This window comes from Serratia sp. OLAL2 (genome assembly GCF_002752475.1).
Taxonomy (GTDB): Bacteria; Pseudomonadota; Gammaproteobacteria; order Enterobacterales; family Enterobacteriaceae; genus Serratia; species Serratia bockelmannii.
Window position 1 is genome coordinate 1 of the sequence record NZ_MSTL01000007.1, and the last position, 24,991, is coordinate 24,991.

Genomic DNA, 24,991 nt, shown 5'->3' on the forward strand with positions numbered 1-24,991 from the left:
TGATGGGTATAAGAGGGCTGGTGGTGGCCGGCTATGCTTATGGCGCCATTTTCGTCGGCAGCGCGACCCTGGTGAACCTGATTTCGCCGCCGACCAGCCATGCGCGCTTGCTTTCGCTGTTTTACGTTATCGCTTATATCGCCAACTGGGTGCCGATCTTGCTGGGCGTGGTGGTCGATCGCGTCGATCTGAATCAGGCAACCCATTTGCTGTTCCTGGGCAGCACCGTGGTGTGCCTGTTGTTGGCATGGAAGACGTCCCGGGTGGGGTTCCCTCGCTAATTACTTTGTGATGAATATCTATTTTTTATAATTAATAATTCTTTAATTACATTTATAGTGTGATTTTCATCGCATAAATTGGCCTGTTTTCGGGTAAACTGCGCGCTTTCTTTTTGCTGCAGGTCACTTTATGAACGTTCTTTTCGCCATTGCCGTCACCACCGGGATCCTGTCCGGCGTTTGGGGATGGGTTGCCGTCAGTTTGGGCCTGATCGGTTGGGCCGGCTTTCTCGGCTGCACGGCGTATTTCGCCTGCCCGCAGGGCGGACTGAAAGGGCTGTTGATCGGCGCGTTGACCTGCTGCAGCGGCGTCTTCTGGGCAATGGCGATCATCCACGGCAGCGAACTGGCGCCGCAGTGGAATCTGCTGGGGTATCTGCTGACCGGCATCGTGGCGTTCCTGATGTGCATTCAGGCTAAACAGCAGTGGCTGGGATTCGTACCCGGCACCTTTATCGGCGCCTGTGCGACCTTCGCCGGCGGCGGCGATTGGCCGCTGGTGACGCTTTCCCTGCTGGTGGGCCTGTTGTTCGGCTATGCGATGAAAAACAGCGGTCTGTGGTGGGCGGCACGCAGCGATAAAGCCCGCGCTACGCCGCCGATGGACCCGAATGCCGGCTCAAACGGTGCCGCCGAGTGAGTTGCTGCCGCGCCGCTGTGCGGCAGTATCTCCTGATAACCAGGACGGTAACGCTGTTGAAAATTGTCTATTTTAAAAGGGATAGGTATTGACTCTTCCTGTAGGGATTGCGTGAGATCACGTTAAAAGTAACAGGGTTTCGTAACATTATTTTCAGTGATTCCCATCACGTTTTTACCGGTAACAATCGGCTGAGATAGAGGTCTGTCCGATTGGAGGCCTGAAGGCCGGGAATCACCATGCACAACCTGTTTTCTCTGGATAACAAAACCGTCTTAATCACTGGTGCCTCGCGCGGCATTGGTTTTCTGCTGGCGCGCGGCCTGGCACAGCAAGGCGCGCATATTCTGATCAATGCCACCACCGAAGAACATGCCCGGCACGCCGCCGATCGCCTGCGTGAAGAGGGGCTGCGCGCCGATGCGGCGGCGTTCGACGTCACCGACTCCCAGGCGGTGCATGCCGCCATCGACCGTATCGAAGCGGACATCGGCGCGATAGACGTCTTGATCAACAACGCCGGTATCCAGCGCCGCCACCCGTTCACCGAATTTCCGGAGCAAGACTGGGACGACATCATCGCCGTCAACCAGAAGGCGGTCTTCATCGTGTCGCAGACCGTAGCGCGTTATATGGTGCCGCGCCGGCGCGGCAAGATAATCAATATCGGTTCGATGCAAAGCGAGCTGGGGCGGGACACCATTACCCCTTATGCGGCGTCCAAGGGCGCGGTGAAAATGCTGACGCGCGGCATGTGCGTGGAGCTGGCGCGCTACAACATTCAGGTCAACGGCATCGCCCCCGGCTACTTCAAAACCGAGATGACGCAGGCGCTGGCCGACGATCCGGCCTTCACCGCCTGGCTGACCCAACGCACGCCTGCCGCGCGCTGGGGCGATCCTCAGGAGTTGATCGGCGCGGCGGTGTTCCTGGCCGCCGACGCCTCCGCCTTCGTCAACGGGCAGTTGCTGTTTGTCGATGGCGGCATGTCTGCGGCGGTGTAATCTTTTTTCGTGGAGTCTGGAGATGAAAATTCAAACCCAGTCCTGCGTGGTCAATGGCAAGCGAGACGTGGCGGTGATCGCGCAAGAAGTGGATTATCGGGGGCAGGGAACGCTGGTAAAAATCAGCCGCGGCGGCATCTGCGGCTCGGATCTGCATTACTTCCAGGAAGGCAAGGTCGGCAATTTTCAGGTGCGTCAGCCGATGGTGCTGGGCCATGAGGTGATCGGTGAGGTGGTCGCCAGCGATTCGCCGCAGCTGCCGGTCGGGCAGAAGGTGGCGCTCAATCCCAGCAAACCCTGCGGGCAGTGCAAATACTGTCTGGCGCAGCAAAGCAATCAATGCGTCGAGATGCGCTTTTTCGGCAGCGCGATGTATTTTCCGCACGTCGACGGCGCTTTTACCCAATACAAAGTGGTGGATAGCGCGCAGTGCATTCCTTACGCTGCCGATCGCGACGACAGGGTAATGGTGTTCGCCGAACCGCTGGCGGTGGCTGTCCACGCGGCGAAGCAGCCCGGCGATGTGACGGGGAAAAAGATTTTCGTGTCCGGCGTTGGCCCGATCGGCTGCCTGCTGGTGGCGGCGCTGAAAGCGCTGGGCGCCGCCGAGATTGTCTGCGCCGATCTCAGTCCGCGCTGCCTGGCGATCGCGAGGCAAATGGGGGCCGATCGGTGCCTGCATGCCGCGGACGACGATTTTAGCGGTTATCTGCAGGACAAGGGGTATTTTGACGTCGCCTTCGAAGTGGCGGGGCACCCGCAGTCGCTGCAGCGCTGTCTGGAGATCACCCGCGCCAAAGGCACTGTGGTGCAGGTGGGCATGGGCGGCAGCTTCCCCGATTTTCCGCTGATGTTGTTGATTGCCAAGGAACTGAATCTGCTTGGATCGTTCCGCTTCGTGGCGGAGTTCACGTTGGCGGTGGCCTGGCTGGCCGACGGCGTGATCGATCCGCTGCCGTTGCTGTCGGCGGAATTCGCCAGCGGGCAGTTGGCGCAGGCGCTGACGTTTGCCGGCGATAAACGCCAGGCTGCCAAGGTGCAATTGGTGTTTTAGGGTAAAAGTCCGATGGCCGCAGGCGGCGATCCTTGTCTATAGTGTAGGAACGCTTAATTTTTCAACCACGGAGATCTCACGATGGCAAGACATACGGATGCTGAGCAAACTACGCTGGATGACGATCTGAGAATGCTGACCGAGACGCTGGAAGAAGTGCTGCAATACACCGGCGACCGCGCGGATCAGGCCTACATCGACATCAAGTCGCACGCCGAGCAGGCGCTGAGTGAGGTCAAGGCGCGCTGGGCGAACACCGGCGAATCTTACTATGCGCGCGCCAAAGAAGCGGTGCACCGCACCGACGACTACGTGCGGGACAAACCCTGGCACAGCGTGGGCATCGGCGCCACCGTCGGGCTGGTGCTGGGATTGTTGCTGGCTCGCAAATAAACCATGCCATCGGGGCGGCGCAGGCCGCCCCGTGTTTTTCTTCAGACTGTGTTGTTCATTCCGCCGTTTTACCGAAAGCTTTTCCTTATCCTGCCTATACTTCCCGCTAGCCGCCGTTGGAGCACCCCTATTTCCCTTGTTTTTATATGGACGGATTGAGCCGACGCCGCCGCAAGTGTAAAGTGTTTGTGTATTTATTGTTTGTTTTTTGTTCTAAATCAAATAATTATCTGGTGTAAACACCCAGGGATATACGGCGTTCTTGCGCTGGCGCAAAAGCCGTGAAAATAACACCTCATATAATACAGAGCGTAACTACAGGCGCGGCGTCTGTCGGCTGCGTCGGAGACGATCTCTGCTAACTGACTTGTGAGCGAACTATGTCGACAAGTGTTTTTAATCGCCGGTGGGCGGCTGTGCTGCTCGAGGCGCTGGCCCGCCATGGGGTGCGGCATGTTTGTATCGCTCCGGGATCGCGCTCCACGCCGCTGACGCTGGCCGCCGCGGCCAACCGATCGTTTATCTGCCATACCCATTTTGATGAGCGCGGGCTCGGTCATCTGGCACTCGGGCTGGCGAAGGCGGCGCGTGAGCCGGTGGCGGTGATCGTCACGTCCGGCACCGCGGCGGCGAACCTTTACCCGGCTTTAATCGAAGCCGGCCTGACCGGTGAACGGCTGGTGTTTCTCACCGCCGATCGGCCGCCGGAACTGATCGACTGCGGCGCCAATCAGGCGATCCGTCAAAACGGCCTCTACAGCAGCCACCCGACGCTGGCGATCGATCTGCCGCGTCCTACGCCGGATATTCCGGCCGCGTGGCTGGCCTCCAGCGTCGACAGCGCGATGGCGCGCTTGCAGCATGGCGCTTTGCATATCAACTGCCCGTTCGCCGAACCGCTGTACGGCGGCGATGAGCGTCACTATGCCGAATGGTCCGCCGCGCTGGGCGACTGGTGGCAGAGCGATCGGCCTTGGCTGCAGGAAAGCGAGACGCATGCAGTGCCATTGCCGCAGCCGGACTGGTTTTTCTGGCGACAAAAGCGCGGCGTGGTGCTCGCCGGCCGCATGAGCGCACAAGAGGGCGCACAGGTGGCGGAATGGGCCGAAACGCTGGGTTGGCCACTGATCGGCGATGTACTGTCGCAGACCGGGCAACCGCTGCCCTGTGCCGATTTATGGCTCGCGCATCCGCAGGCGCAGCGCCTGTTGCAAGACGCGCAGCTGGTGGTGCAGTTCGGCGGCAGCTTGACCGGCAAACGCCTGCTGCAGTGGCAGGCGCAGTGCCGGCCGGAAGAGTATTGGGTCATCGACGAGCTGCCGGGGCGGCTCGATCCGGCCCAGCACCGGGGGCGGCGCCTGCGCGCCGGCGTGGCGCAGTGGTTGGCGCAGCATCCGGCGCAACCGCGCGCGCCGTGGGCCGCCGGGCTGGCTGCGCTGGCGGATAAGGCGCTGACGGCGGCGTCCACGCATCTGTACGATAACTTTGGCGAAGCGCAGCTGGCGCACCGCCTGCCGGAACTGTTGCCGGAGAACGGCCAGCTGTTTCTCGGCAACAGCCTGGTGGTGCGACTGATCGACGCGTTAACGCCATTGCCCGTCGCTTACCCGGTATTCAGCAACCGTGGCGCCAGCGGTATCGACGGTCTGATTTCCACCGCCGCCGGCGTACAACGTGCCACCGCCAGGCCAACGTTGGCGGTGGTGGGCGACCTTTCCGCACTGTATGACCTCAATGCGCTGGCGCTGCTGCGCCACTGCTCGGCGCCGACGGTGCTGATCGTCGTCAATAACAACGGCGGCCAAATTTTCTCGCTGCTGCCGACGCCCGAAGAAGATCGTCAGCGCTTTTACTGCATGCCGCAGAACGTCGAGTTCAGCCATGCGGCGGCGATGTTCCAGCTTGACTACGCGCGGCCGGAGAACTGGAGCCAGCTGCAACAAGCGGTTGAGCAAGGCTGGCGGCGCGGCGGCGCCACGCTGATAGAACTGCAGGTGTCGCCGAGTGAAGGGGCCGAAAGCCTGCAATACCTGGTACAACAGATGGCGGTGCAATGATGCTGGCGACGCGAATTTTGCAACAGGGCGAAGCGGGGCGTCCGTGGCTGGTGTGGCTGCACGGCCTGCTCGGCAACAACAATGAATGGCGGGTGATCGCCGCGCGCTGCCCGGAATGGCCGTCGCTGGCCATCGATCTGCCCGGCCACGGCGATTCCGTGGCGGTGGGCTGCCGCGGCTTCGACGACATCAGCGCGCAAATCGCCGCGACCCTGCAACTGCGCAATATTGAACGTTATTGGCTGGTGGGCTACTCGCTCGGCGGGCGCATCGCCATGTATCACGCTTGCCACGGCCGCCATGACGGCCTGCAAGGGGTGATCGCCGAGGGCGGCAATCCGGGGCTTGAGGACGAACAACAGCGCCGCGATCGTTGCGAGCAGGATGCGCGATGGGCGGCGCGTTTTCGCAGTGAGCTGATTGCCGAAGTCTTGGCGGACTGGTATCAGCAGCCGGTGTTCAAAGAGCTTAGCCATGTGCACCGCCAGGCGTTGATCGCCGCGCGTTCGGTCAACAGCGGCCCGGCGATTGCCGACATGCTCGAAGCCACCTCGCTCGGGCGGCAGCCTTATCTGGCGCCGCAGCTGCGCCAACTGACCGTGCCGCTGCGGGTGCTGTGCGGTGAGAACGACCCCAAATTTCAACGGCTGGCGCGCGACGCCGGGTTGCCGTTGCGCATCGTGCCGCAGGCCGGCCACAACGCGCATCTGGCCAATCCGCAGGATTTCGTCGCCGAGCTGCAGACATTTCTCGTTAACCCTGGTTAAAGGAACCGAACATGCTTTATCCGAATGAAGAACACCTGTATGCCGCTATCGCCTGGCAGGATTGCACCGGCGATTTCGAAGACATCCTGTATCACAAATCCGCCGACGGCATCGCCAAAATCACCATTAACCGGCCGCAGGTGCGCAACGCGTTCCGCCCGCAAACGGTCAAAGAGATGATCGACGCGCTGGCCAACGCCCGTTACGACGACGGCATCGGCGTCATTATTCTGACCGGCGCCGGCGATAAGGCCTTCTGCTCCGGCGGCGATCAGAAAGTGCGCGGCGACTACGGCGGCTATCGCGACGACAGCGGCGTACACCACCTCAACGTGCTGGACTTCCAACGCCAGATCCGCACCTGCCCGAAGCCGGTGGTGGCGATGGTGGCCGGCTATTCGATCGGCGGCGGCCACGTGCTGCACATGATGTGCGATCTGACCATCGCGGCGGATAACGCCATCTTCGGCCAGACCGGTCCGAAAGTGGGCTCGTTCGACGGCGGCTGGGGCGCGTCTTACATGGCGCGCATCGTCGGTCAGAAGAAGGCGCGCGAAATCTGGTTCCTGTGCCGCCAATACGATGCCGCCGCCGCGCTAGACATGGGCCTGGTCAATACCGTGGTGCCGCTGGCCGAACTGGAAAAAGAGACGGTGCGCTGGTGCCGCGAAATGCTGCAGAACAGCCCGATGGCACTGCGCTGTCTGAAGGCGGCGCTGAATGCCGACTGCGACGGCCAGGCCGGTTTGCAGGAGCTGGCGGGCAACGCCACCATGCTGTTCTACATGACCGACGAAGGGCAGGAAGGGCGCAACGCGTTCAACGAGAAGCGCCAACCGGACTTCAGCAAATTCAAGCGTAACCCGTAATGAGCGGAACAAACCGCAGCGCGGCGCTATACCGTTACAGCCTGCCGATGGAGGCGGGCGTGGTGCTGCGCAATCAACGGTTGAAAACGCGTGACGGGTGGGTGGTGCAGCTGTGTCAGGGCGAGCGTGAAGGTTGGGGCGAGATCGCGCCGCTGCCGGAATTCAGCCGGGAAACGCCGGCGCAGGCCGAACAGGCCGCGTTGGGCTGGCTGCAGGCCTGGTTGGCGGGCAACGAACCGGAGCACAGCGCGTTGCCCTCGGTGGCCTTTGGGCTCAGCTGTGCGCAGGCCGAGCTGGAGCAGCGTTTGCCGATGCAGGCGGATTTTCGCAAGGCGCCGCTGTGCACCGGCGATCCGGATGAGCTGTTCGAGACATTGAGCGCTTTGCCGGGCGAGAAAGTCGCCAAGGTGAAGGTGGGGCTGTATGAGGCAGTGCGGGACGGCATGATCGTCAACGTGTTGCTGGAGGCGCTGCCGGATCTGCGGCTGCGGCTGGACGCCAACCGCAGCTGGACCCGCGCCAAGGCCGACGGCTTCGCCAGGTATGTTAACCCGGCATGGCGCGATCGTATCGCCTTCCTGGAAGAGCCCTGCAAGACCCGTGATGAATCGCGCGACTTCGCCCGGGCGACCGGTATCGCCATCGCCTGGGATGAGAGCGTGCGGGAGGCGGACTTTGTGGTGCAGGCCGAGCCGGGCGTGGCGGCCATCGTGATCAAGCCGACGCTGGTCGGCAGCCTGGCGCGTTGCCAGACGCTGGTGGCGCAGGCGCACGCGGCGGGCCTGACGGCGGTGATCAGCTCCAGCCTCGAATCCAGCCTGGGGTTGACTCAACTGGCGCGCATCGCCCATTGGCTGACGCCGGATACCGTGCCGGGCCTGGACACGCTGGGGTTGATGCAGGCGCAGGTGCTGCGCCCGTGGCCGGGCAGCGCGTTGCCGCTGCTGGATGTCTCGGCGCTGGAGTGCCTATGGCGCCGTTGAACGATTGGCCGTGGCGACACTGGGCGCGCACTCAGCCGCAGGCGACGGCGCTGATGCTCGGCGAACAACCGCTGAGCTGGCTGGCGTTGCAGAGCCAGGTGGATGAGCTGGCGGCGGATTTCCAGCATCAGGGCGTTGAACCGGGCTGCGGTGTGGCGCTGTGCGGTAAAAACAGCTATCCGCTGCTGCTGGCCTATCTGGCGCTGTTGCAGTGCGGCGCACGCCTGTTGCCGCTCAATCCCGCCTTGCCGACGCCGCTGCTGGCGCAGCTGTTGCCGGAATTGGATATGACCTTTGTCTTCGGCCCGGACTCGTTGCCGGCGCTGCCGGAAGACGTGATTCGATTGACCCCGCCGTCGACCGAGCCGCGTTGGCCAGACCTGCCGACGTGGGATGCGCAGCGTCTGGCGACGCTGACGTTGACCTCCGGTTCCAGCGGCATGCCGAAAGCGGCCGCACACAGCTATGCCAACCATCTGGCCAGCGCCGCCGGGGTGTTGGGGCTGATGGCGTTTCAGCGCGAGGATTGCTGGCTGCTGTCATTGCCGCTGTTTCACGTCTCCGGCCAGGGTATCGTCTGGCGCTGGCTGGCGGCGGGCGCCCGGTTGGCGGTGCGCGAGATGCACCCGCTGAACGAGGCGTTGGCGGGATGCACGCATGCCTCGTTGGTGCCGACCCAGCTGTGGCGGCTGCTAGCGCAACCGCTGGCGGACATGACGCTGAAGGCGGTGCTGCTCGGCGGCGCGATGATCCCGGTGGAACTGACCGAGCGGGCGGAGGCGGCGGGGATCCGTTGCTGGTGCGGCTACGGGCTGACCGAACTGGCCTCCACGGTGTGCGCCAAGCGCGCCGATGCGCGGCCGGGTGTCGGCCTGCCGCTCGGCGGCCGCGAGGTAAAACTGGTGGATGAAGAGGTCTGGATCCGCGCCGACAGCCTGGCGCTTGGCTACTGGCGTCATGGCCATCTGCAGCCGTTGGCCGATGAACAGGGCTGGTTCCCGACCCGCGATCGCGGCGCGATGATCGAGGGGGAACTGCGAATTCTCGGCCGGCTGGACAACCTGTTTTTCAGTGGCGGCGAAGGGGTGCAGCCGGAAGATATCGAACGCGTGCTGGCGGCGCACCCGCAGATATCGCAGGCGTTTGTGGTGCCGGTGGCGGACGCCGAGTTCGGCCAGCGGCCGGTGGCGGTAATCGATGGCGATCCGTCGCTGTCGTTGGCGGCGTTGCTTGCCTGGTCGCAGGATAAGCTGGCCAATTTCCAACGCCCGGCGGCGTTGCTCCCGCTGCCTGACGAGCTGAAAAACGGTGGCATCAAGATTTCGCGCCGCCAGTTGCAGCGGTGGGTGGCGCAGCGTCTCTCTGAGGCATAAAAAAGCCGCCCGTAAGGGCGGCTGAGTGAATGATGCAGGGGGATTATTTCAGCCCCAACGCCTTGGCGACGCCGGCGCCGTAGTCGGGGTGCACCTTGGTGAACAGCTCGACCTGACGGCGCTGGATGTGTTCCGGCACCTGCGACAGTTCGCCGGCGATGCGGGTGAACATGCGCTGGTGCTCTTCGGCGCTCAGCAGGTTGAACAGCGCGCGCGGCTGGCTGTAGTAATCGTCGTCTTCACGATGATTCCAGTGGTCGGCCGCGCCCTCAATGCTCAGCGGCGGCTCGCTGAAGTCCGGCTGCTCCTGGAACAGGCCGAAGCTGTTCGGTTCGTAGGTGGCGCCGTTGCCGCTGTTGCCGTCCACGCGCATCGCGCCGTCGCGATGGTAGTTGTGGAACGGGCATTTGGCGCCGTTCACCGGGATCTGGTGGTGGTTGACGCCCAGGCGGTAGCGGTGCGCATCGCCATAGGAGAACAGGCGGCCCTGCAGCATTTTATCCGGCGAGAAACTGATGCCCGGCACCACGTTAGCGGGGTTCATCGCCACCTGCTCAACCTCGGAGAAGTAGTTGTCGGGGTTGCGGTTCAGCTCGAAAAAGCCGACGTCGATCAGCGGGTAGTCGCCGTGCGGCCACACCTTGGTTAGGTCGAACGGGTTGTATGGCGTCTGCGAGGCCTCATGCTCCGGCATGATCTGAATTTGCAGCTTCCAGCGCGGGAAGTCGCCGCGTTTGATCGCATCGAACAGATCGCGCTGTGAGCTTTCGCGATCCTTGGCGATGATCGCTTCCGCTTCTTCATCCATCAGGTTTTCAATGCCTTGCTCGCAGCGGAAGTGGAATTTCACCCAGAAACGTTCGTTGGCGGCATTGATAAAGCTGAAGGTGTGGCTGCCGAAACCGTGCATGTGACGGTAGGATTTCGGAATGCCGCGATCGCTGAAGTCGATGGTCAGCTGGTGCAGCGACTCCGGCAGGTGGGAGAAGAAGTCCCACTTGTAGACTGGGTTGCGCAGGTTGGTATGCGGATCGCGTTTCACCACGTGGTTGAGATCGGGGAATTTCAGCGGATCGCGCAGATAAAACACCGGCGTATCGTTACCCACCAAATCCCAGTTGCCTTCTTCGGTATAGAACTTCATGGCGAAGCCGCGAATATCGCGCTCGGCGTCGGCGGCGCCGCGTTCACCGGCGACGGTGGAGAAGCGGATAAACATGTCGGTCTGTTTGCCGATTTCGGAGAAGATCTTGGCGCGCGTGTAGCGGGTGATGTCGTGGGTAACGGTAAAGGTGCCGTAGGCGCCGGAACCCTTGGCGTGCATGCGACGCTCGGGGATGACTTCACGGTCGAAGTGGGCCAGTTTTTCCAGGAACCACACGTCCTGCAACAGCATCGGGCCGCGTTTGCCTGCGGTGATCACGTTATTGTTATCGACAACCGGGGCGCCGGCTGCGGTGGTCAGTCCTTTCTTGCTCATCACTTGCTCCTTATCGTAGTGCAGTTAAGTAAAGACTCGGGCGGTTTAAGCGTTCATCAGCATAGTCCTTTGGCGGGGCTTCTTCCCCTGACCTTGGTCAAAGCCACTACTAGTTGTAGCCCTATTGCCGAGCGACGGCAAATAGGTCTCGGTTATCGTTGGCATCGCCTTGACGAATATGGATTTTTGTTTGCAAATTTTTACATTTATTTGATTATTGAAGAATTTTTTCGCTTTTATCCCTTAAATACTCATTGCGCTTTGGTATAGACTCATGACGTTATTATTATGCGTTGATTCGATCATTCGGTACGGATGACAAACCAGAGGGAAAGATGATGAAAAAGACTTGGGTCGCGTGCGCGGCAGGATTGCTGTTTGTGACCGGTGCGGCGAACGCCATCAGCGTGTCGGGCGAAGCCGGGCAACACTACACCAACCTGGGCGTTGGCATGAGCACCGGCTCTTCAGGTCTGGGCTTGACCGGCAACTGGGCGCGCAGCGACCACGACGGCAACGTCGGCAGCGTGGGGTTGAACTTCGGTGTGCCGCTGGGGCCGTTGACGGCGACCGTAGGTGCCAAAGCGCTGTACCTCAGCCCGAAAGACGGGAAGAGCGGCGGGGCGGTCGCGCTGGGCGGCGGCCTGGAGTGGGAGATCAACCGCTACTTCAGCCTGCACGGCGAAGGTTACTTTGCGCCTGACTCTTTCACCAGCGGCGTGAAGGCCTATAACGAAGCCAGCGGCGGCCTGCGCTGGAAGTTCCGTCCGCTGAGCGTGGACGTGGGCTACCGTTACATGCAGATGGAAGGCAAAGACGGGCGTCGCGACAACACCCTGGCCGATGGCCCTTATGTCGGTGTCGGCCTGAGCTTCTAAGGCTGCGAAAAAAGGGGCCATTGCGGCCCCTTTCTCTCTATCATTTCTTGTCTTTCGGCGCTTACCCGACCGCCGGCAGCATGCCGCTGGCGATGCCCAGTTGAATGGCGATCACCGTTACCCCGCAGACAAACACCAACGCCAGCGCAGGGGTGCCGCCCCAGACGCGGTACTGCGCCTGATGCTTTTGGCGAGTTTTCCACACCAGCAGCGAAGGCAGCAGCAGCGCCAGCACCGACAGGGCGATGGCGGCGAAACCCAACGCCAGCACGAAACCACGCGGATAAAACAGCGCGAAGGCCAGCGGCGGCAAGAAGGTGATGGCGCCGGTTTGCAGGCGGCCACGCACGTTATCTTGCCGCTTGAACAGGTCGGCCAGGAAATCGAACAGCCCAAGCGCAACGCCGAGGAACGAGGTCGCCAGCGCCAGATCGGCGAACAGGTGCACCGCCAGTTCAACGTGCGGCGAAGCTACTGCATCACGCACCGCCTGCAACAGGCCATTCAGCCCGGCCTGCTGAGCCAGGATGCCGACGAAGGTGTCGGAGCTGATGCTGCCCAACGTCGCCAGCTGCCAGAAGATATAGGCGATCAGTGGGATCGCGCTGCCGATGATAAACACCCAACGCAGTTTGCGAATGTTGCCGCCCATGTAGTTGACGATGCTCGGCACGCTGCCGTGGAAGCCGAAAGAGGTGAAGATCACTGGAATGGCCGACAGCGCCAGGCCTTGCTCCAGCGGCAACGTCATCAGATTGGTCTGGTGGATATTCGGCAACATCAGGCCGAGCATCACCACCAGAAACACCACTTTCGCGCTGAACAGGATGCGGTTGAACAAGTCGACCGAGTGGGTGCCGATGCACACCACGCCGCCGGCCACCAGGGTGAACAGCAGGACGCCGAGCGACACCGGGAAGTCCTGCGACGTCCATTGGCTGATGCTGGTGGCGAGCAGTTCGCCGGCGCCGCTGATATAGGCGGCGGTGAGGGCGTACATCAGGAACATCATGCTAAAGCTGGTCAGCCACTGGCCGCCGCCGCCGAGATAACGTTTGGCGAGCGTGCCCAGACCGGTATCCGCCTGCTCATGCTGGTAAACCTCCACCAGTAACAGCGCGGTGTAACACATCAACAGCCACAGCCCGACCAGTAAGGCCAGCGTGACGCCGAAACCGACGCCGGCCGCCGCCAGCGGCATCGCCAGCATCCCGGCGCCAATGGTGGTGCCCGCCACGATAAAAACACTGCCAAGAGTGCGATTCTTCACGTTTTTTCTCTACCAGCCGAAAGATTTTGAAAATTATAGGTAACGATTTATGAGGATGGCAGGATAGTGGAAGCCCTAATTTGTGTCAAACCGACGTTACGCATGATGTACATTAATGTTTACATCTCGCAAGCCTGCATCGCACATGAGAAACGGACCCATGGCTGAAATTATCCGCAGGCGGCTAGTGAAAAGTTATTTACGGGCTTCTATAGTGGAATGACCAAAAAATGTGGGAGAGATCAATGTTAAGGGTGGAGATGCTCAGCACCGGCGATGAGGTGCTGCACGGGCAAATTATTGATACCAACGCCGCCTGGCTGGCGGACTACCTGTTCCAGCAGGGCGTGCCGATGAGCGGGCGGGAAACGGTAGGGGACAGCCTCTCTGCTTTGATCGAGATCCTGCAGGAACGCAGCCATATCGCCGATGTGCTGATTGTCAACGGCGGCCTGGGGCCGACCAGCGACGATTTGAGCGCGCTGGCCGCCGCGAAAGCCTGTGGCGTAGAGCTGGTCGAACGGGCCGACTGGCTGGCGCGCATGGAAGCCTATTTCACCGAGCGTGGGCGGCCGATGGCTCCTTCCAATCGTAAGCAGGCGCAGATCCCGGCCAACGCGGAAATGCTGGATAACCCGGTGGGCACCGCCTGCGGTTTCGCATTGCAGCTGAACAAATGTCAGATGTTCTTCACTCCCGGTGTACCGTCGGAATTCAAAGTGATGGTCGAACAGCAGATCGTGCCGCGCCTGCGCCAGCGCTTCACCTTACCGGCGCCGCCGCTATGCCTGCGCCTGACGACGTTCGGCACTTCCGAGAGCGATCTGGCCGCCGAGCTGGATGGCATGCCGCTGCCGCCGGAAGTGGTGCTGGGTTACCGCTCATCCAGCCCGATTATCGAACTGAAGCTGACCGGGCCGGAAAGCCGGCGTGCGGAAATGGAGCAGGCGTGGCGGCGCGTGCGCGAAGTGGCGGGGGACAACTGCATTTTTGAAGGCACCGTCGGGTTGCCGGCGTTGTTGACGCAGCGGCTGAGTCAGCAAGGGCTGAAGCTGGCGTTGAGCGAGCAATTCAGCGGCGGGTTGATCAATCTGCAGCTGCAAAGCGAGGGTGCACCGCTGGCGGGGGGCGAGCTGCTGCCGGCGCACTGTATCGAAACGCTGGAAACGACGCTGGCCCGCGCCCGCTCGCTGGCGGAGTTGACCGGTGCGCCGTTGGCGTTGGCGGTCAGCGCCATGCGCGATGAGCAGGTGAGCATTGCGCTGCACACGCCGCGTGGCGGCATTGGCCAGACCGTGCGTTATCGCGCGTCGCGCCACGGCCTGCGGCTGCGTCAGGAGTCGGTGGCGATGCTGGCGCTGGATATGCTGCGCCGCTGGCTGAATGGGGGCCAGGCGTGCGGTAAAAACGCCTGGCTGGAGGTGGTGGAAATTATCGAGTGACGGTCATGGCGCCGAGTTGCCGGCGTCACGGCTTTGCTGCAGCCGTTCGGACGCCAGCCGTGACAGGCGAATCGCCGCGGCACCCCGCACGTGCAGTTCCAGACCGTAGTCCCTGAGCGCCTGCGCGGCGCTGCCGGCTTGCGCCAGATGCGTCGCCAGGCTGGCGGCGTCCGCCAGCGCGGTGTTGGCGCCAAGCCCGCCCGCTGGGCTCATGGCGTGCACGGCGTCGCCGAGAAAGGCGATGCGTTCGCTGTGCCATTCCGGCATTGCCGCCGTAACCTGCACCGTCCGCACGCTGAGCGACAGGGGATCCGCCAGCGCTAACGCCGTTTGCAAAGCGGGCGCCCATCCCTGCGAGATATGCCGTACATGCGCCTGCAGCGTTGCGCTTCCCTTCGCCCGTGTCGGCCCGCCGAGCCGTTCAGCCGATCCGATACAGGCCCAATAGAGATAATCGTCGACCGGCGTGAGGCGGCAATCGGGCGCGTAGTCGGCCGCCAGCTGCGCCATGGGCGCCTGAAAGCGCATCGGTTCAATCACCAGCGATACGCCGTCGGCGAAGATCACCGATACGCCGTTCAGCAGCTCAGGGGCCAATTGGGCCCGGGTTGCCGCATCGAGCGGTGTTTTGCCGTAGAGGGTGACCGCGCCGCTGTCTTCGGGCCCCGCCTCGGGCAGGCAGCGCCGCCGCACCAGCGAGTTGACGCCGTCGGCGGCGATCAGCACATCGACTCGCACTTGCTCGCCGTTTGCGAACTGTAGCTCCACGCCCTGCGGCGTTTGTGCAAATTCACGCAAGGTATGGCCGAAACGCACCCGGTCTTGCAGGCCGGCAAGCAGGATCTCGCGCAGCGTTTGGCGATGAATGCCGAGATCGCCGCTCGGTTCTTGCGTTTGGCGCTGGCTGGACGGCAACCAGTGCTCGGGGCGCCGGCCGGTGAGCGGGGCAAGCTGCGGATCCCATAGATTGCTCTCGCCGCTGTTTTGCGCGCTGCCGGCGCAGAGCAACCGGTAGTGCGCCGGCGGCAGGCAGGCGGCCAGCGCCTGCTGGCCAGACGGATCGATGCGCAGCCGGTAGCCCTGATCGCGCGCTTGCGGCGTGGTGTCGCGTTCAAACACCGTGGCGTGGATGCCGAAGCGGCTCAGCCCCTGAGCCAGACACAGACCGCCGGGCCCGGCGCCGATAATGCCAATGCTGGGTGTTGTCATCATGTTCCCTCGTGAGTCAGTGGCCACAAACGGGAGCGGCCGGAAGCATTTCATTATGTCGGCGCAGGAAAAGGTTGATATAACGGTATCTGGACTAAAAATAGTGATAAGTGGCCAATGTGAACGATAACCCTCACTTCACTGACGCTGACTGCAGCGAATGGCGGGCGGGCCCCTGGCTGATCGCCCTTGGCGGCCGCGACGCGGCAGGCCGGGAGTATCGGTTGGGCACGCGCGAATACGACTGGCATCAGCATGTGCGCGGGCAGTTGCTGTGCGTCGAAAGCGGCTTGTTGCATGTACGCACGGCGCAGGGCGATTGGGTGCTTCCGCCTCAGCGGGCGGGTTGGATCCCACCGGCGACGGAGCACCGGGTGCAGGTCTGCGGCGCACTGAGCGGCTGGAGTTTGCTGCTGGCGCCGGAGGCCTGCCACGATCTGTCGAATGTACCCTGCGTCATCGGCATTAGCGCCGTGCTGCAGGCGCTGGCTCAGCGAGCAGAAGGCTGGGACAAGCGCAGCGCGCTCACCCTGGAGCAGGATCGCATGGCGCAGGTGATGCGGGACGAGATACGTTTGGCGCCGACGGAACCACTGCATTTGCCGATGTCGTCCCATCCGCGCCTGGCCGGCGTTCTGCAGGCCTTGCTGGCGCAGCCGGGGAGCGAGCGTTCGCTGGAGGCGTGGGCTGAATGGGGGGCGATGTCGCCGCGTACCCTGCGGCGGCTGATGATCGGCGAGACGGGGTTGAGTTTTGCACAGTGGCGCCAGCAGGCCCGGTTGTCGTATGCGTTAGCGAAGCTGGCCGAAGGCGAGACGGTGCTGCAGATCGCGGAAACGCTGGGATATGCCTCGCCGAGTAATTTTATCGCCATGTTTCGCAAAGCCTTTGGCGATTCTCCGGCACGTTATTTCTCCGCATCGGCAGGCAAGGGGCGCTAAGCGAAATACTTTGAGGATAGTTATATATTCCTAATTAATCATAAGGTTATAGGGGATATTCGCGGCGAGGGAATGCTGTTACTCTTTTGGCGGGTGCTTGAGACTGTTCGTCTTGGGCATTGTGTGACAAGGCGGATAGATGAAAGCCCCAAACTGACTCTCAATCAGAATGGGGCTGCCCTAACGCCTAGACACCGTTATGGTAGCCCCTTCACAGCAAGGAGGCAAGCATGCGCTTAAGGCATGTGTTTCACTCGCTAACCGTTGTATGTATTACGGTTTTGTTATTTATCTGGATGATAAGAGACTCGCTGTGCGAGCTGAAAATCTACCAGGAAAATATCACTATCCTGATCAGGTTGGCGTGTGAGGTGAAGCGGTAATCATAGGGCGGGGGCAACCCCGCCTTCTGGTCTCCAGGCGCGGTTTCCGGCACCCGACTTTACATTTCCAGCTCGATATCCGTCAGCGGCATGCAGCAGCAGGGCAGGATCTCGCCGGCGTTGATAAACGCCAGCGGTTGCTGGCGGTAGGTCACTTCACCTTTCACCAGCTTCAGGCGGCAGGCACCGCAATAGCCGGATCGGCACTGATACTCCACCTGCACGTCGTGCAGTTCCAGCACGTCGAGCAGACAGTTTTCACTGTTGGGGCAGGAGAGCTGCGTGCCGGCGGCGCGCAGCGTTACGATTGGCGTCGCCATCGCTTACAGTTCGAAGTCGCTCAGGTCGTCGGCGTTGATCTCCGAGTCGATCTGGCCAACCAGGTAGGAGCTCACTTCCACTTCCTGCGGCGCTACCTGCACGTTGTCGGACACCAACCAGGCATTGATCCATGGGATCGGGTTGGAGCGGGTTTCGAACGGCAGACCAAGGCCGACCGCCTGCATGCGGATATTGGTGATGTATTCCACATACTGGCACAGGATGTCTTTGTTCAGGCCAATCATCGAGCCGTCGCGGAACAGGTATTCCGCCCACTCTTTCTCCTGCTGGGCGGCCAGCACGAACAGATCGTAGCACTGCTGTTGACATTCCTCGGCGATCTCCGCCATTTCCGGATCGTCGGCGCCGGAACGCATCAGGTTCAGCATGTGCTGGGTGCCGGTCAGGTGCAGCGCTTCGTCGCGGGCGATCAGCTTGATGATCTTGGCGTTGCCTTCCATCAGTTCGCGCTCGGCGAACGCGAAGGAGCAGGCAAAGCTGACGTAGAAGCGGATCGCTTCCAGCGCGTTCACGCTCATCAGGCACAGGTACAGCTGCTTCTTCAGCGCGCGCAGATTGACGGTGACGGTTTTACCGTTCACCTGGTGGGTGCCTTCACCCAGCAGGTGATAGTAGCTGGTCATCTCGATCAGATCGTCGTAGTAGCCGGAAATGTCTTTCGCGCGCTTCTTGATCTCTTCATTGGTGACGATGTCGTCGAACACTAACGCCGGATCGTTGACGATGTTGCGGATGATGTGAGTGTAGGAACGGGAGTGGATGGTCTCGGAGAACGACCAGGTTTCCACCCAGGTTTCCAACTCAGGGATCGAGATCAGCGGCAGCAGGGCGACGTTCGGGCTGCGGCCCTGGATGGAGTCCAGCAGCGTCTGATATTTCAGGTTGCTGATGAAGATGTGCTTCTCGTGCTCCGGCAGCGCCTGGTAATCGATACGGTCGCGGGAAACGTCAACTTCTTCCGGGCGCCAGAAGAAGGAGAGCTGTTTTTCGATCAGCTTTTCGAAGATTTCATGCTTTTGCTGGTCGAAACGCGCAACGTTTACCGACTGGCCGAAGAACATCGGCTCTTGCAGCTGGTCGTTTTTGGTCTGAGAAAAAGTGGTGTAAGCCATAAGCCTGAATCCATCGTAACGTGGCTAAATGAAGGGGCCGGAAAATTCCGGCCCGCTAGGTCAAACTTTAGATCTTGCAGGCGCCGCTTTCGCAGTCGTCATCGCCGGCCTTGGCAGGCTGCAAATCTTCCTGGGCGTCTTCCGCACCGTCGCGGGTGTTTTGGTAGTACAGCGTTTTGACGCCGAACTTGTAGGTGGTGAGCAGGTCTTTCAACAGCTGCTTCATCGGCACCTTGCCGCCCGGGAAGCGGGTCGGATCGTAGTTGGTGTTGGCCGAGATCGATTGGTCGATGAATTTCTGCATCAGCCCAACCAGCTGCAGATAGCCGTCGTTGCTCGGCATTTCCCACAGCAGCTCGTAGTTGTCTTTCAGACGCTCATACTCCGGCACCACCTGGCGCAGGATGCCGTCTTTCGACGCCTTGATGCTGATGTGGCCGCGCGGCGGCTCGATGCCGTTGGTGGCGTTGGAAATCTGCGAAGAGGTTTCCGATGGCATCAGGGCGGACAGCGTCGAGTTGCGCAGGCCGGTTTCCTGGATCTCTTTACGCAGGGTTTCCCAGTCGTAGTGCAGCGGCTCGCTGCAGATCGCATCCAGATCTTTCTTGTAGGTGTCGATCGGCAGGATGCCCTGCGAATAAGTGGTTTCGTTGAACCACGGGCAAGCGCCTTGTTCCTGAGCCAGACGGTTGGAGGCTTTCAGCAGGTAGTACTGAATGGCTTCGAACGTTTTGTGGGTCAGGTTGTTGGCGCTGCCGTCGGAATAGCGTACGCCGTTCTTCGCCAGGTAATAAGCGAAGTTGATGACGCCGATGCCCAGGGTGCGGCGACCCATCGCGCCACGGTGCGCAGCCTTGATCGGGTAATCCTGATAATCCAGCAGAGCGTCGAGTGAACGCACCGCCAGGGTCGCCAGCTCTTCCAGGTCGTCCAGGCTGTCGATCGCGCCCAGGTTGAAGGCAGACAGGGTACACAGCGCGATCTCGCCGTTTTCATCGTTGACGTCTTCCAGCGGCTTGGTCGGCAGGGCGATTTCCAGGCACAGGTTGGACTGACGCACCGGCGCGATCTGCGGATCGAACGGGCTGTGGGTGTTGCAGTGGTCGACGTTCTGGATGTAGATACGGCCGGTAGAGGCACGTTCTTGCATCATCAGCGAGAACAGCTCAACCGCTTTCACGCGTTTCTGGCGAATGCTGTCATCTTTCTCGTACTGGGTGTACAGGCGCTCGAATTCGTCCTGATCGGCGAAGAACGCGTCGTACAGCCCCGGCACGTCGGACGGGCTGAACAGGGTGATGTCTTCGCCCTTGATCAGACGCTGGTACATCAGGCGGTTCAACTGCACGCCGTAGTCCATGTGACGCACGCGGTTGCCTTCAACGCCACGGTTGTTTTTCAACACCAGCAGGCTTTCTACTTCCAGGTGCCACATCGGGTAGAACAGCGTTGCCGCGCCACCGCGCACGCCGCCCTGCGAGCAGGATTTGACGGCGGTCTGGAAGTGTTTGTAGAACGGAATGCAGCCAGTATGGAAGGCTTCACCGCCACGGATCGGGCTGCCCAGCGCGCGGATGCGGCCGGCGTTGATGCCGATGCCGGCGCGCTGCGAAACGTATTTCACAATGGCGCTGGAGGTGGCGTTGATGGAGTCCAGGCTGTCGCCGCACTCGATCAGCACGCAGGAGCTGAACTGGCGGGTTGGGGTGCGCACGCCGGACATGATCGGCGTAGGCAGCGAAATCTTGAAGGTGGAAATCGCATCGTAGAAACGTTTGACGTAGTCCAGACGGGTTTCACGCGGGTAGTTGGAGAACAGGCACGCAGACACCAGCAAATACAGGAACTGGGCGCTTTCGTAGATTTCGCCGCTGACGCGGTTCTGCACCAGGTATTTGCCTTCCAGCTGCTTGACGGCGGCATAAGAGAAGTTCATGTCGCGCCAATGATCGATAAAGGAATCCATCTGCTCGAACTCTTCAGCGCTGTAGTCTTCCAGCAGATGCTTATCGTATTTGCCCATCTCGACCATGCGAGTGACGTGGGCGTGCAGCTTCGGTGGCTCAAACTGGCCGTAAGCCTTTTTACGCAGGTGGAAGATCGCCAGGCGAGCGGCCAGGTACTGATAGTCCGGCGCATCGCGGGAGATCAGGTCAGCTGCGGCCTTGATGATGGTTTCGTGAATGTCGGCGGTTTTGATGCCGTCATAAAACTGAATGTGTGAACGCAACTCTACTTGAGAAACCGAGACGTTGTGTAATCCCTCAGCGGCCCAATCGATGACCCGGTGGATTTTGTCGAGATTGATGCGCTCTTTACGGCCATCGCGTTTAGTTACAAGCAGACTTTGGTTCATGTGGTGTTTTACCTGTCCGTATGGTGCCCCTAAGCAGAAGTGTAGTCGCTCTGCTCAGTATGTAAACACTATATATAGGGGTTGTATGTCGGTGAGGTAACAAGATAGTGAGAAAAAACGGCGTTTGCAAGTGAACAAAACCGGCCTAATTTGTGGATAACTTGGGGGTGAAATGCCACTTGCCGTTCGCAGTGCGCGCCGTGACTGGCGCGACAAGCTTGTCAATAAGCACGATCAGATTTTACTGAAAAACTGAAAAAACCGATCGTTTGGCGCTTTATTAAACGTTAGAAAAAAACGGCATATTGATCTGATTTAATATTCTAAAAAACTGTCTACAACCGCTATTTTGATCGAAGTCGCGGAAATTAGGTATTTTTCCTAATACCGCGTTGGCGCCGCCCCCCGGTAATGCAGGGCCGGCGCGGTTTACCGTGCTTAACCTTCGTGCTGGGTGTGCACCATGTAGTTCACGTCAACGTTGCGCCCAAGCTTGAAATGATCGGTGATCGGGTTGTAATGCAGGCCGATCATATGCTTTTCGCGCAGCGGCGTGCCGTCGACCCAGCCGATCAGTTCGGACGGGCGAATGAACTTCTTATGATCGTGGGTGCCCTGCGGCACCATTTTCAATACGTACTCTGCGCCGATCACCGCCATCAGCCAGGCTTTGGTATTGCGGTTAATAGTGGAAAAGAACACGTGACCGCCCGGTTTCACCAGATGGGCGCAGGCGCGCACCACCGAGGCCGGATCGGGCACGTGCTCCAGCATCTCCATACAGGTGACCACGTCGTAGCGCTGCGGATTGGCCTGAGCGTGGCTTTCTACGGTTTCCTGCACATAGGTGACGTCCATGCCGCTTTCCAACGCGTGCAGCCGGGCGACCTGCAGCGGCTCTGCGCCCATGTCCAGGCCGGTCACTTTGGCGCCTTCGCGCGCCATGCTTTCCGCCAGAATGCCCCCGCCGCAGCCCACGTCGAGCACCTGCTTGTCAAAGATGCCGCCGGCGCGCTGCATGATGTAGTTCAGGCGCAGCGGGTTGATGCGGTGCAGCGGTTTGAACTCGCCTTCCAGATCCCACCAGCGGGAGGCGACAGCCTCGAACTTGGCGATTTCCTGGTGGTCAACGTTTTGCACTCGGCTGGATGATTCTGCGTTCATGGGCTTGTCTGGCTCCTTGTTCTCGTTGCGCGGATTATACATGTTCCGGCGCGGCATCGTCTGCGCCGATGCGTTTTTAGCGCACTTATCTGCACAATTTCCGTGAAACAGCGGCGGTTATTTTCCCGTAAAGCGTGCTTTGTGATATAGTTTTACACCTTTGCCACTATGGCAGCGGGCAGATGAATCATTAGTAGAGGGATAGCAGCTCCATGAGCGACCTTGCCAGAGAAATCACACCGGTAAACATCGAAGACGAGTTGAAAAACTCGTATCTGGACTATGCGATGTCCGTTATTGTCGGACGTGCGCTGCCAGATGTTCGTGATGGACTGAAGCCGGTTCACCGCCGCGTTCTGTACGCGATGAGCGTATTGGGTAACGACTGGAATAAACCATACAAGAAATCGGCCCGTGTCGTCGGGGACGTGATCGGTAAATATCACCCGCACGGTGACAGCGCGGTTTATGACACTATCGTGCGTATGGCTCAGCCGTTTTCACTGCGCTACATGCTGGTGGACGGTCAGGGTAACTTCGGTTCCGTCGACGGCGACTCCGCCGCGGCGATGCGTTATACCGAAGTGCGCATGTCCAAAATTGCTCACGAACTGTTGGCGGATCTGGAAAAAGAAACCGTCGACTTCGTGCCTAACTATGATGGCACCGAGCAGATCCCGGCCGTCATGCCGACCAAGATCCCGAACCTGCTGGTCAACGGCTCATCGGGCATCGCCGTGGGCATGGCCACCAATATCCCGCCGCACAACCTGGCGGAAGTCGTCAACGGCTGCCTGGCCTATATCGACGATGAAAACATCAGCATTGAAGGACTGATGGAACACATTCCGGGGCCAGACTTCCCGACGGCGGCGATCATCAACGGCCGCCGCGGTATTGAAGAGGCCTACCGCACCGGGCGCGGCAAAATCTACCTGCGCGCGCGCGCGGAAGTGGAAGCCGACGCCAAGACCGGGCGCGAAACCATCATCGTTCACGAGATCCCGTATCAGGTGAACAAGGCGCGTCTGATCGAGAAGATCGCCGAGCTGGTCAAAGAAAAACGCGTGGAAGGCATCAGCGCGCTGCGCGACGAGTCCGATAAAGACGGCATGCGCATCGTCATCGAAGTCAAACGCGACGCGGTCGGCGAAGTGGTGCTGAATAACCTGTATGCGCTGACGCAACTGCAGGTCACCTTCGGCATCAACATGGTTGCGCTGCATCAGGGGCAGCCTAAACTGCTGAACCTGAAAGACATCCTCGAAGCCTTCGTGCGCCACCGCCGCGAAGTGGTCACCCGTCGCACCATCTTCGAACTGCGCAAAGCCCGCGATCGCGCCCATATCCTGGAAGCGCTGGCTATCGCGCTCGCCAACATCGATCCGATCATCGAGCTGATTCGCCGTGCGCCGACCCCGGCGGAAGCGAAAGTCGCACTGGTAGCTCAGCCGTGGGATCTGGGCAACGTCAGCGCCATGTTGGAACGCGCCGGTGACGACGCCGCCCGCCCTGAGTGGCTGGAGCCGGAGTTCGGCATCCGCGACGGCAAGTACTACCTGACCGAGCAGCAGGCTCAGGCGATTCTGGATCTGCGTCTGCAGAAACTGACCGGCCTGGAGCACGAAAAGCTGCTGGAAGAATATAAAGAGCTGCTCAACTTCATCGCCGAGCTGATCTTTATTCTGGAAAGCCCAGAGCGCCTGATGGAAGTGATCCGCGAAGAGCTGGTGGCGGTCAAAGAGCTGTACAACGACGGCCGTCGCACCGAGATCACCGCCAATACTTCCGACATCAACATCGAAGACCTGATCAACCAGGAAGACGTGGTGGTGACCCTGTCTCACCAGGGCTACGTGAAGTATCAGCCGCTGTCCGACTATGAAGCCCAGCGCCGCGGCGGCAAAGGCAAGTCCGCCGCGCGTATTAAAGAAGAAGACTTTATCGATCGCCTGCTGGTGGCCAACACCCACGATACGATCCTGTGCTTCTCCAGCCGTGGCCGCCTGTACTGGATGAAGGTGTACCAACTGCCTGAAGCCAGCCGTGGCGCGCGCGGTCGTCCAATCGTCAACCTGCTGCCGCTGGAAGCCGATGAGCGTATCACCGCCATCCTGCCGGTACGCGAGTATGAAGAAGGGCGCCACGTGTTCATGGCCACCGCCAGCGGTACCGTGAAGAAAACCGCGCTGACCGAGTTCAGCCGTCCGCGCAGCGCCGGCATCATCGCCGTCAACCTCAACGAGGGCGACGAGCTGATTGGTGTCGATCTGACCGACGGCAGTAACGAAGTGATGCTGTTCTCCGCCAACGGTAAAGTGGTGCGCTTCCCGGAAGCGCAGGTGCGTTCGATGGGCCGTACCGCGACCGGCGTACGTGGCATCAACCTCGGCGAAGGCGACAGCGTGATCTCACTGATCGTGCCGCGCGGCGAAGGCGACATTCTGACCGTCACGCAAAACGGCTTCGGTAAACGTACCGCCGTGACCGAGTATCCGACCAAGTCACGTGCCACCCAGGGGGTTATCTCCATCAAGGTGAGCGAGCGTAATGGCCAGGTGGTTGGCGCCGTGCAGGTGGAAACCAGCGACCAGATCATGATGATCACCGATGCAGGCACGCTGGTGCGCACCCGCGTTTCGGAAGTCAGCGTGGTGGGCCGTAACACCCAGGGCGTGACGCTGATCCGCACGGCGGAAGACGAAAACGTCGTCGGTCTGCAGCGCGTGGCCGAACCGGTGGAAGACGAAGAGCTGGATAGTCTGGAACCGGGCGCGGAAGCGGTGGAAGAAGACACCACGCCGCTGGACGATGGCGACGACGCGGCTGAGCCGATGGACGACGACAACGTTTAAAGCAAGGTGAGGGCGTCGGCATGCCGACACCGTAATGCACTGAGACAAAAGGGCCTGGCAGCGATGCTAGGCCCTTTTTCAGTTATATGGTTTAATTGGCGCACCGAGCCGCCGGCCGCCGTGCCGGCGATAGCGTGC

21 protein-coding genes and 1 pseudogene are annotated in these 24,991 nt (G+C 60.7%); 15 read left to right on the top strand and 7 right to left on the bottom strand.

Features of this window, described 5'->3' with window-relative positions; all coding sequences use genetic code 11:
• The 10 genes and pseudogenes from BVU99_RS06980 to menE form a co-directional block, all read left to right on the top strand.
• A pseudogene (locus tag BVU99_RS06980) lies at positions 1–281 on the top strand (MFS transporter); the annotation flags it as partial.
• Between the two features lie 130 nt (positions 282–411).
• Entirely contained in the window at positions 412–921 is a 510-nt protein-coding gene (locus BVU99_RS06985; protein WP_025303656.1) for a DUF1097 domain-containing protein, read from the top strand.
• A gap of 239 nt (positions 922–1,160) precedes the next feature.
• The gene (idnO, locus tag BVU99_RS06990; RefSeq protein ID WP_025303655.1) at positions 1,161–1,925 is read left to right on the top strand and encodes a gluconate 5-dehydrogenase; all 765 of its coding nucleotides are present in this window, start codon (positions 1,161–1,163) and stop codon (positions 1,923–1,925) included.
• Positions 1,926–1,947: 22 nt separating this feature from the next.
• Positions 1,948–2,979, top strand: a complete 1,032-nt coding sequence (gene idnD / locus BVU99_RS06995; protein WP_099817464.1) for an L-idonate 5-dehydrogenase — start codon at positions 1,948–1,950, stop codon at positions 2,977–2,979.
• 81 nt (positions 2,980–3,060) lie between these two features.
• Positions 3,061–3,372, top strand: coding sequence for a stress response protein ElaB (gene elaB, locus BVU99_RS07000; RefSeq protein WP_025303653.1), 312 nt, complete (start codon positions 3,061–3,063; stop codon positions 3,370–3,372).
• Between the two features lie 380 nt (positions 3,373–3,752).
• A complete protein-coding gene (gene menD, locus BVU99_RS07005) occupies positions 3,753–5,429 on the top strand; it encodes a 2-succinyl-5-enolpyruvyl-6-hydroxy-3-cyclohexene-1-carboxylic-acid synthase (protein WP_025303652.1) in 1,677 nt (558 codons plus the stop codon).
• Positions 5,426–6,196: a 2-succinyl-6-hydroxy-2,4-cyclohexadiene-1-carboxylate synthase gene (gene menH, locus BVU99_RS07010; protein ID WP_025303651.1), complete on the top strand. Its 771-nt coding sequence runs from the start codon at positions 5,426–5,428 to the stop codon at positions 6,194–6,196. Before menD ends, menH begins: the two co-directional genes overlap by 4 nt.
• An 11-nt stretch (positions 6,197–6,207) precedes the next feature.
• A complete protein-coding gene (gene menB / locus BVU99_RS07015) occupies positions 6,208–7,065 on the top strand; it encodes a 1,4-dihydroxy-2-naphthoyl-CoA synthase (RefSeq protein ID WP_043136531.1) in 858 nt (285 codons plus the stop codon).
• A complete protein-coding gene (gene menC / locus BVU99_RS07020) occupies positions 7,065–8,048 on the top strand; it encodes an o-succinylbenzoate synthase (RefSeq protein ID WP_025303649.1) in 984 nt (327 codons plus the stop codon). Before menB ends, menC begins: the two co-directional genes overlap by 1 nt.
• Positions 8,036–9,421: an o-succinylbenzoate--CoA ligase gene (menE, locus tag BVU99_RS07025; RefSeq protein ID WP_049294882.1), complete on the top strand. Its 1,386-nt coding sequence runs from the start codon at positions 8,036–8,038 to the stop codon at positions 9,419–9,421. The genes menC and menE overlap by 13 nt, the downstream gene beginning before the upstream one ends.
• 43 nt (positions 9,422–9,464) lie before the next feature.
• Here menE and katA read toward each other — a convergent pair whose 3' ends face one another.
• The gene (gene katA / locus BVU99_RS07030) at positions 9,465–10,901 is read right to left on the bottom strand and encodes a catalase KatA (protein WP_033651930.1); all 1,437 of its coding nucleotides are present in this window, start codon (positions 10,899–10,901) and stop codon (positions 9,465–9,467) included.
• Between the two features lie 338 nt (positions 10,902–11,239).
• On the opposite strand from katA, the gene BVU99_RS07035 reads away from it, so the two are divergent.
• A complete protein-coding gene (locus tag BVU99_RS07035) occupies positions 11,240–11,779 on the top strand; it encodes a YfaZ family outer membrane protein (protein ID WP_038876374.1) in 540 nt (179 codons plus the stop codon).
• Positions 11,780–11,840: 61 nt separating this feature from the next.
• Here BVU99_RS07035 and tyrP read toward each other — a convergent pair whose 3' ends face one another.
• Positions 11,841–13,049, bottom strand: a complete 1,209-nt coding sequence (gene tyrP / locus BVU99_RS07040; protein WP_004935940.1) for a tyrosine transporter TyrP — start codon at positions 13,047–13,049, stop codon at positions 11,841–11,843.
• A 245-nt stretch (positions 13,050–13,294) separates the two neighbouring features.
• On the opposite strand from tyrP, the gene BVU99_RS07045 reads away from it, so the two are divergent.
• A complete protein-coding gene (locus tag BVU99_RS07045) occupies positions 13,295–14,491 on the top strand; it encodes a nicotinamide mononucleotide deamidase-related protein YfaY (RefSeq protein WP_049207301.1) in 1,197 nt (398 codons plus the stop codon).
• A 3-nt stretch (positions 14,492–14,494) separates the two neighbouring features.
• Here the strand turns inward: BVU99_RS07045 and BVU99_RS07050 are convergent, their stop codons facing one another.
• Positions 14,495–15,703, bottom strand: coding sequence for an NAD(P)/FAD-dependent oxidoreductase (locus BVU99_RS07050; RefSeq protein WP_230203399.1), 1,209 nt, complete (start codon positions 15,701–15,703; stop codon positions 14,495–14,497).
• A gap of 116 nt (positions 15,704–15,819) precedes the next feature.
• Here BVU99_RS07050 and BVU99_RS07055 point away from each other — a divergent pair, with 116 nt between their 5' ends.
• Together BVU99_RS07055 and BVU99_RS25345 are read left to right on the top strand one after the other, a co-directional pair.
• Positions 15,820–16,641 (top strand): helix-turn-helix transcriptional regulator, encoded by an 822-nt coding sequence (locus tag BVU99_RS07055; RefSeq protein ID WP_043136550.1) that lies wholly within the window; start codon positions 15,820–15,822, stop codon positions 16,639–16,641.
• Between the two features lie 230 nt (positions 16,642–16,871).
• Positions 16,872–17,024, top strand: coding sequence for a Hok/Gef family protein (locus BVU99_RS25345; RefSeq protein WP_004935921.1), 153 nt, complete (start codon positions 16,872–16,874; stop codon positions 17,022–17,024).
• 59 nt (positions 17,025–17,083) lie between these two features.
• Here BVU99_RS25345 and yfaE read toward each other — a convergent pair whose 3' ends face one another.
• The 4 genes from yfaE to ubiG form a co-directional block, all read right to left on the bottom strand.
• The gene (gene yfaE, locus BVU99_RS07065; protein ID WP_025303642.1) at positions 17,084–17,344 is read right to left on the bottom strand and encodes a class I ribonucleotide reductase maintenance protein YfaE; all 261 of its coding nucleotides are present in this window, start codon (positions 17,342–17,344) and stop codon (positions 17,084–17,086) included.
• A 3-nt stretch (positions 17,345–17,347) separates the two neighbouring features.
• The gene (gene nrdB / locus BVU99_RS07070; protein ID WP_019453694.1) at positions 17,348–18,478 is read right to left on the bottom strand and encodes a class Ia ribonucleoside-diphosphate reductase subunit beta; all 1,131 of its coding nucleotides are present in this window, start codon (positions 18,476–18,478) and stop codon (positions 17,348–17,350) included.
• Positions 18,479–18,545: 67 nt separating this feature from the next.
• Positions 18,546–20,834, bottom strand: coding sequence for a class 1a ribonucleoside-diphosphate reductase subunit alpha (nrdA, locus tag BVU99_RS07075; protein WP_025303641.1), 2,289 nt, complete (start codon positions 20,832–20,834; stop codon positions 18,546–18,548).
• A 438-nt stretch (positions 20,835–21,272) separates the two neighbouring features.
• Positions 21,273–21,998: a bifunctional 2-polyprenyl-6-hydroxyphenol methylase/3-demethylubiquinol 3-O-methyltransferase UbiG gene (ubiG, locus tag BVU99_RS07080; protein WP_025303640.1), complete on the bottom strand. Its 726-nt coding sequence runs from the start codon at positions 21,996–21,998 to the stop codon at positions 21,273–21,275.
• A gap of 212 nt (positions 21,999–22,210) precedes the next feature.
• Between ubiG and gyrA the strand changes: the two genes are divergently transcribed.
• Entirely contained in the window at positions 22,211–24,853 is a 2,643-nt protein-coding gene (gene gyrA, locus BVU99_RS07085) for a DNA topoisomerase (ATP-hydrolyzing) subunit A (protein WP_025303639.1), read from the top strand.
• Positions 24,854–24,991 lie beyond the last annotated feature (138 nt).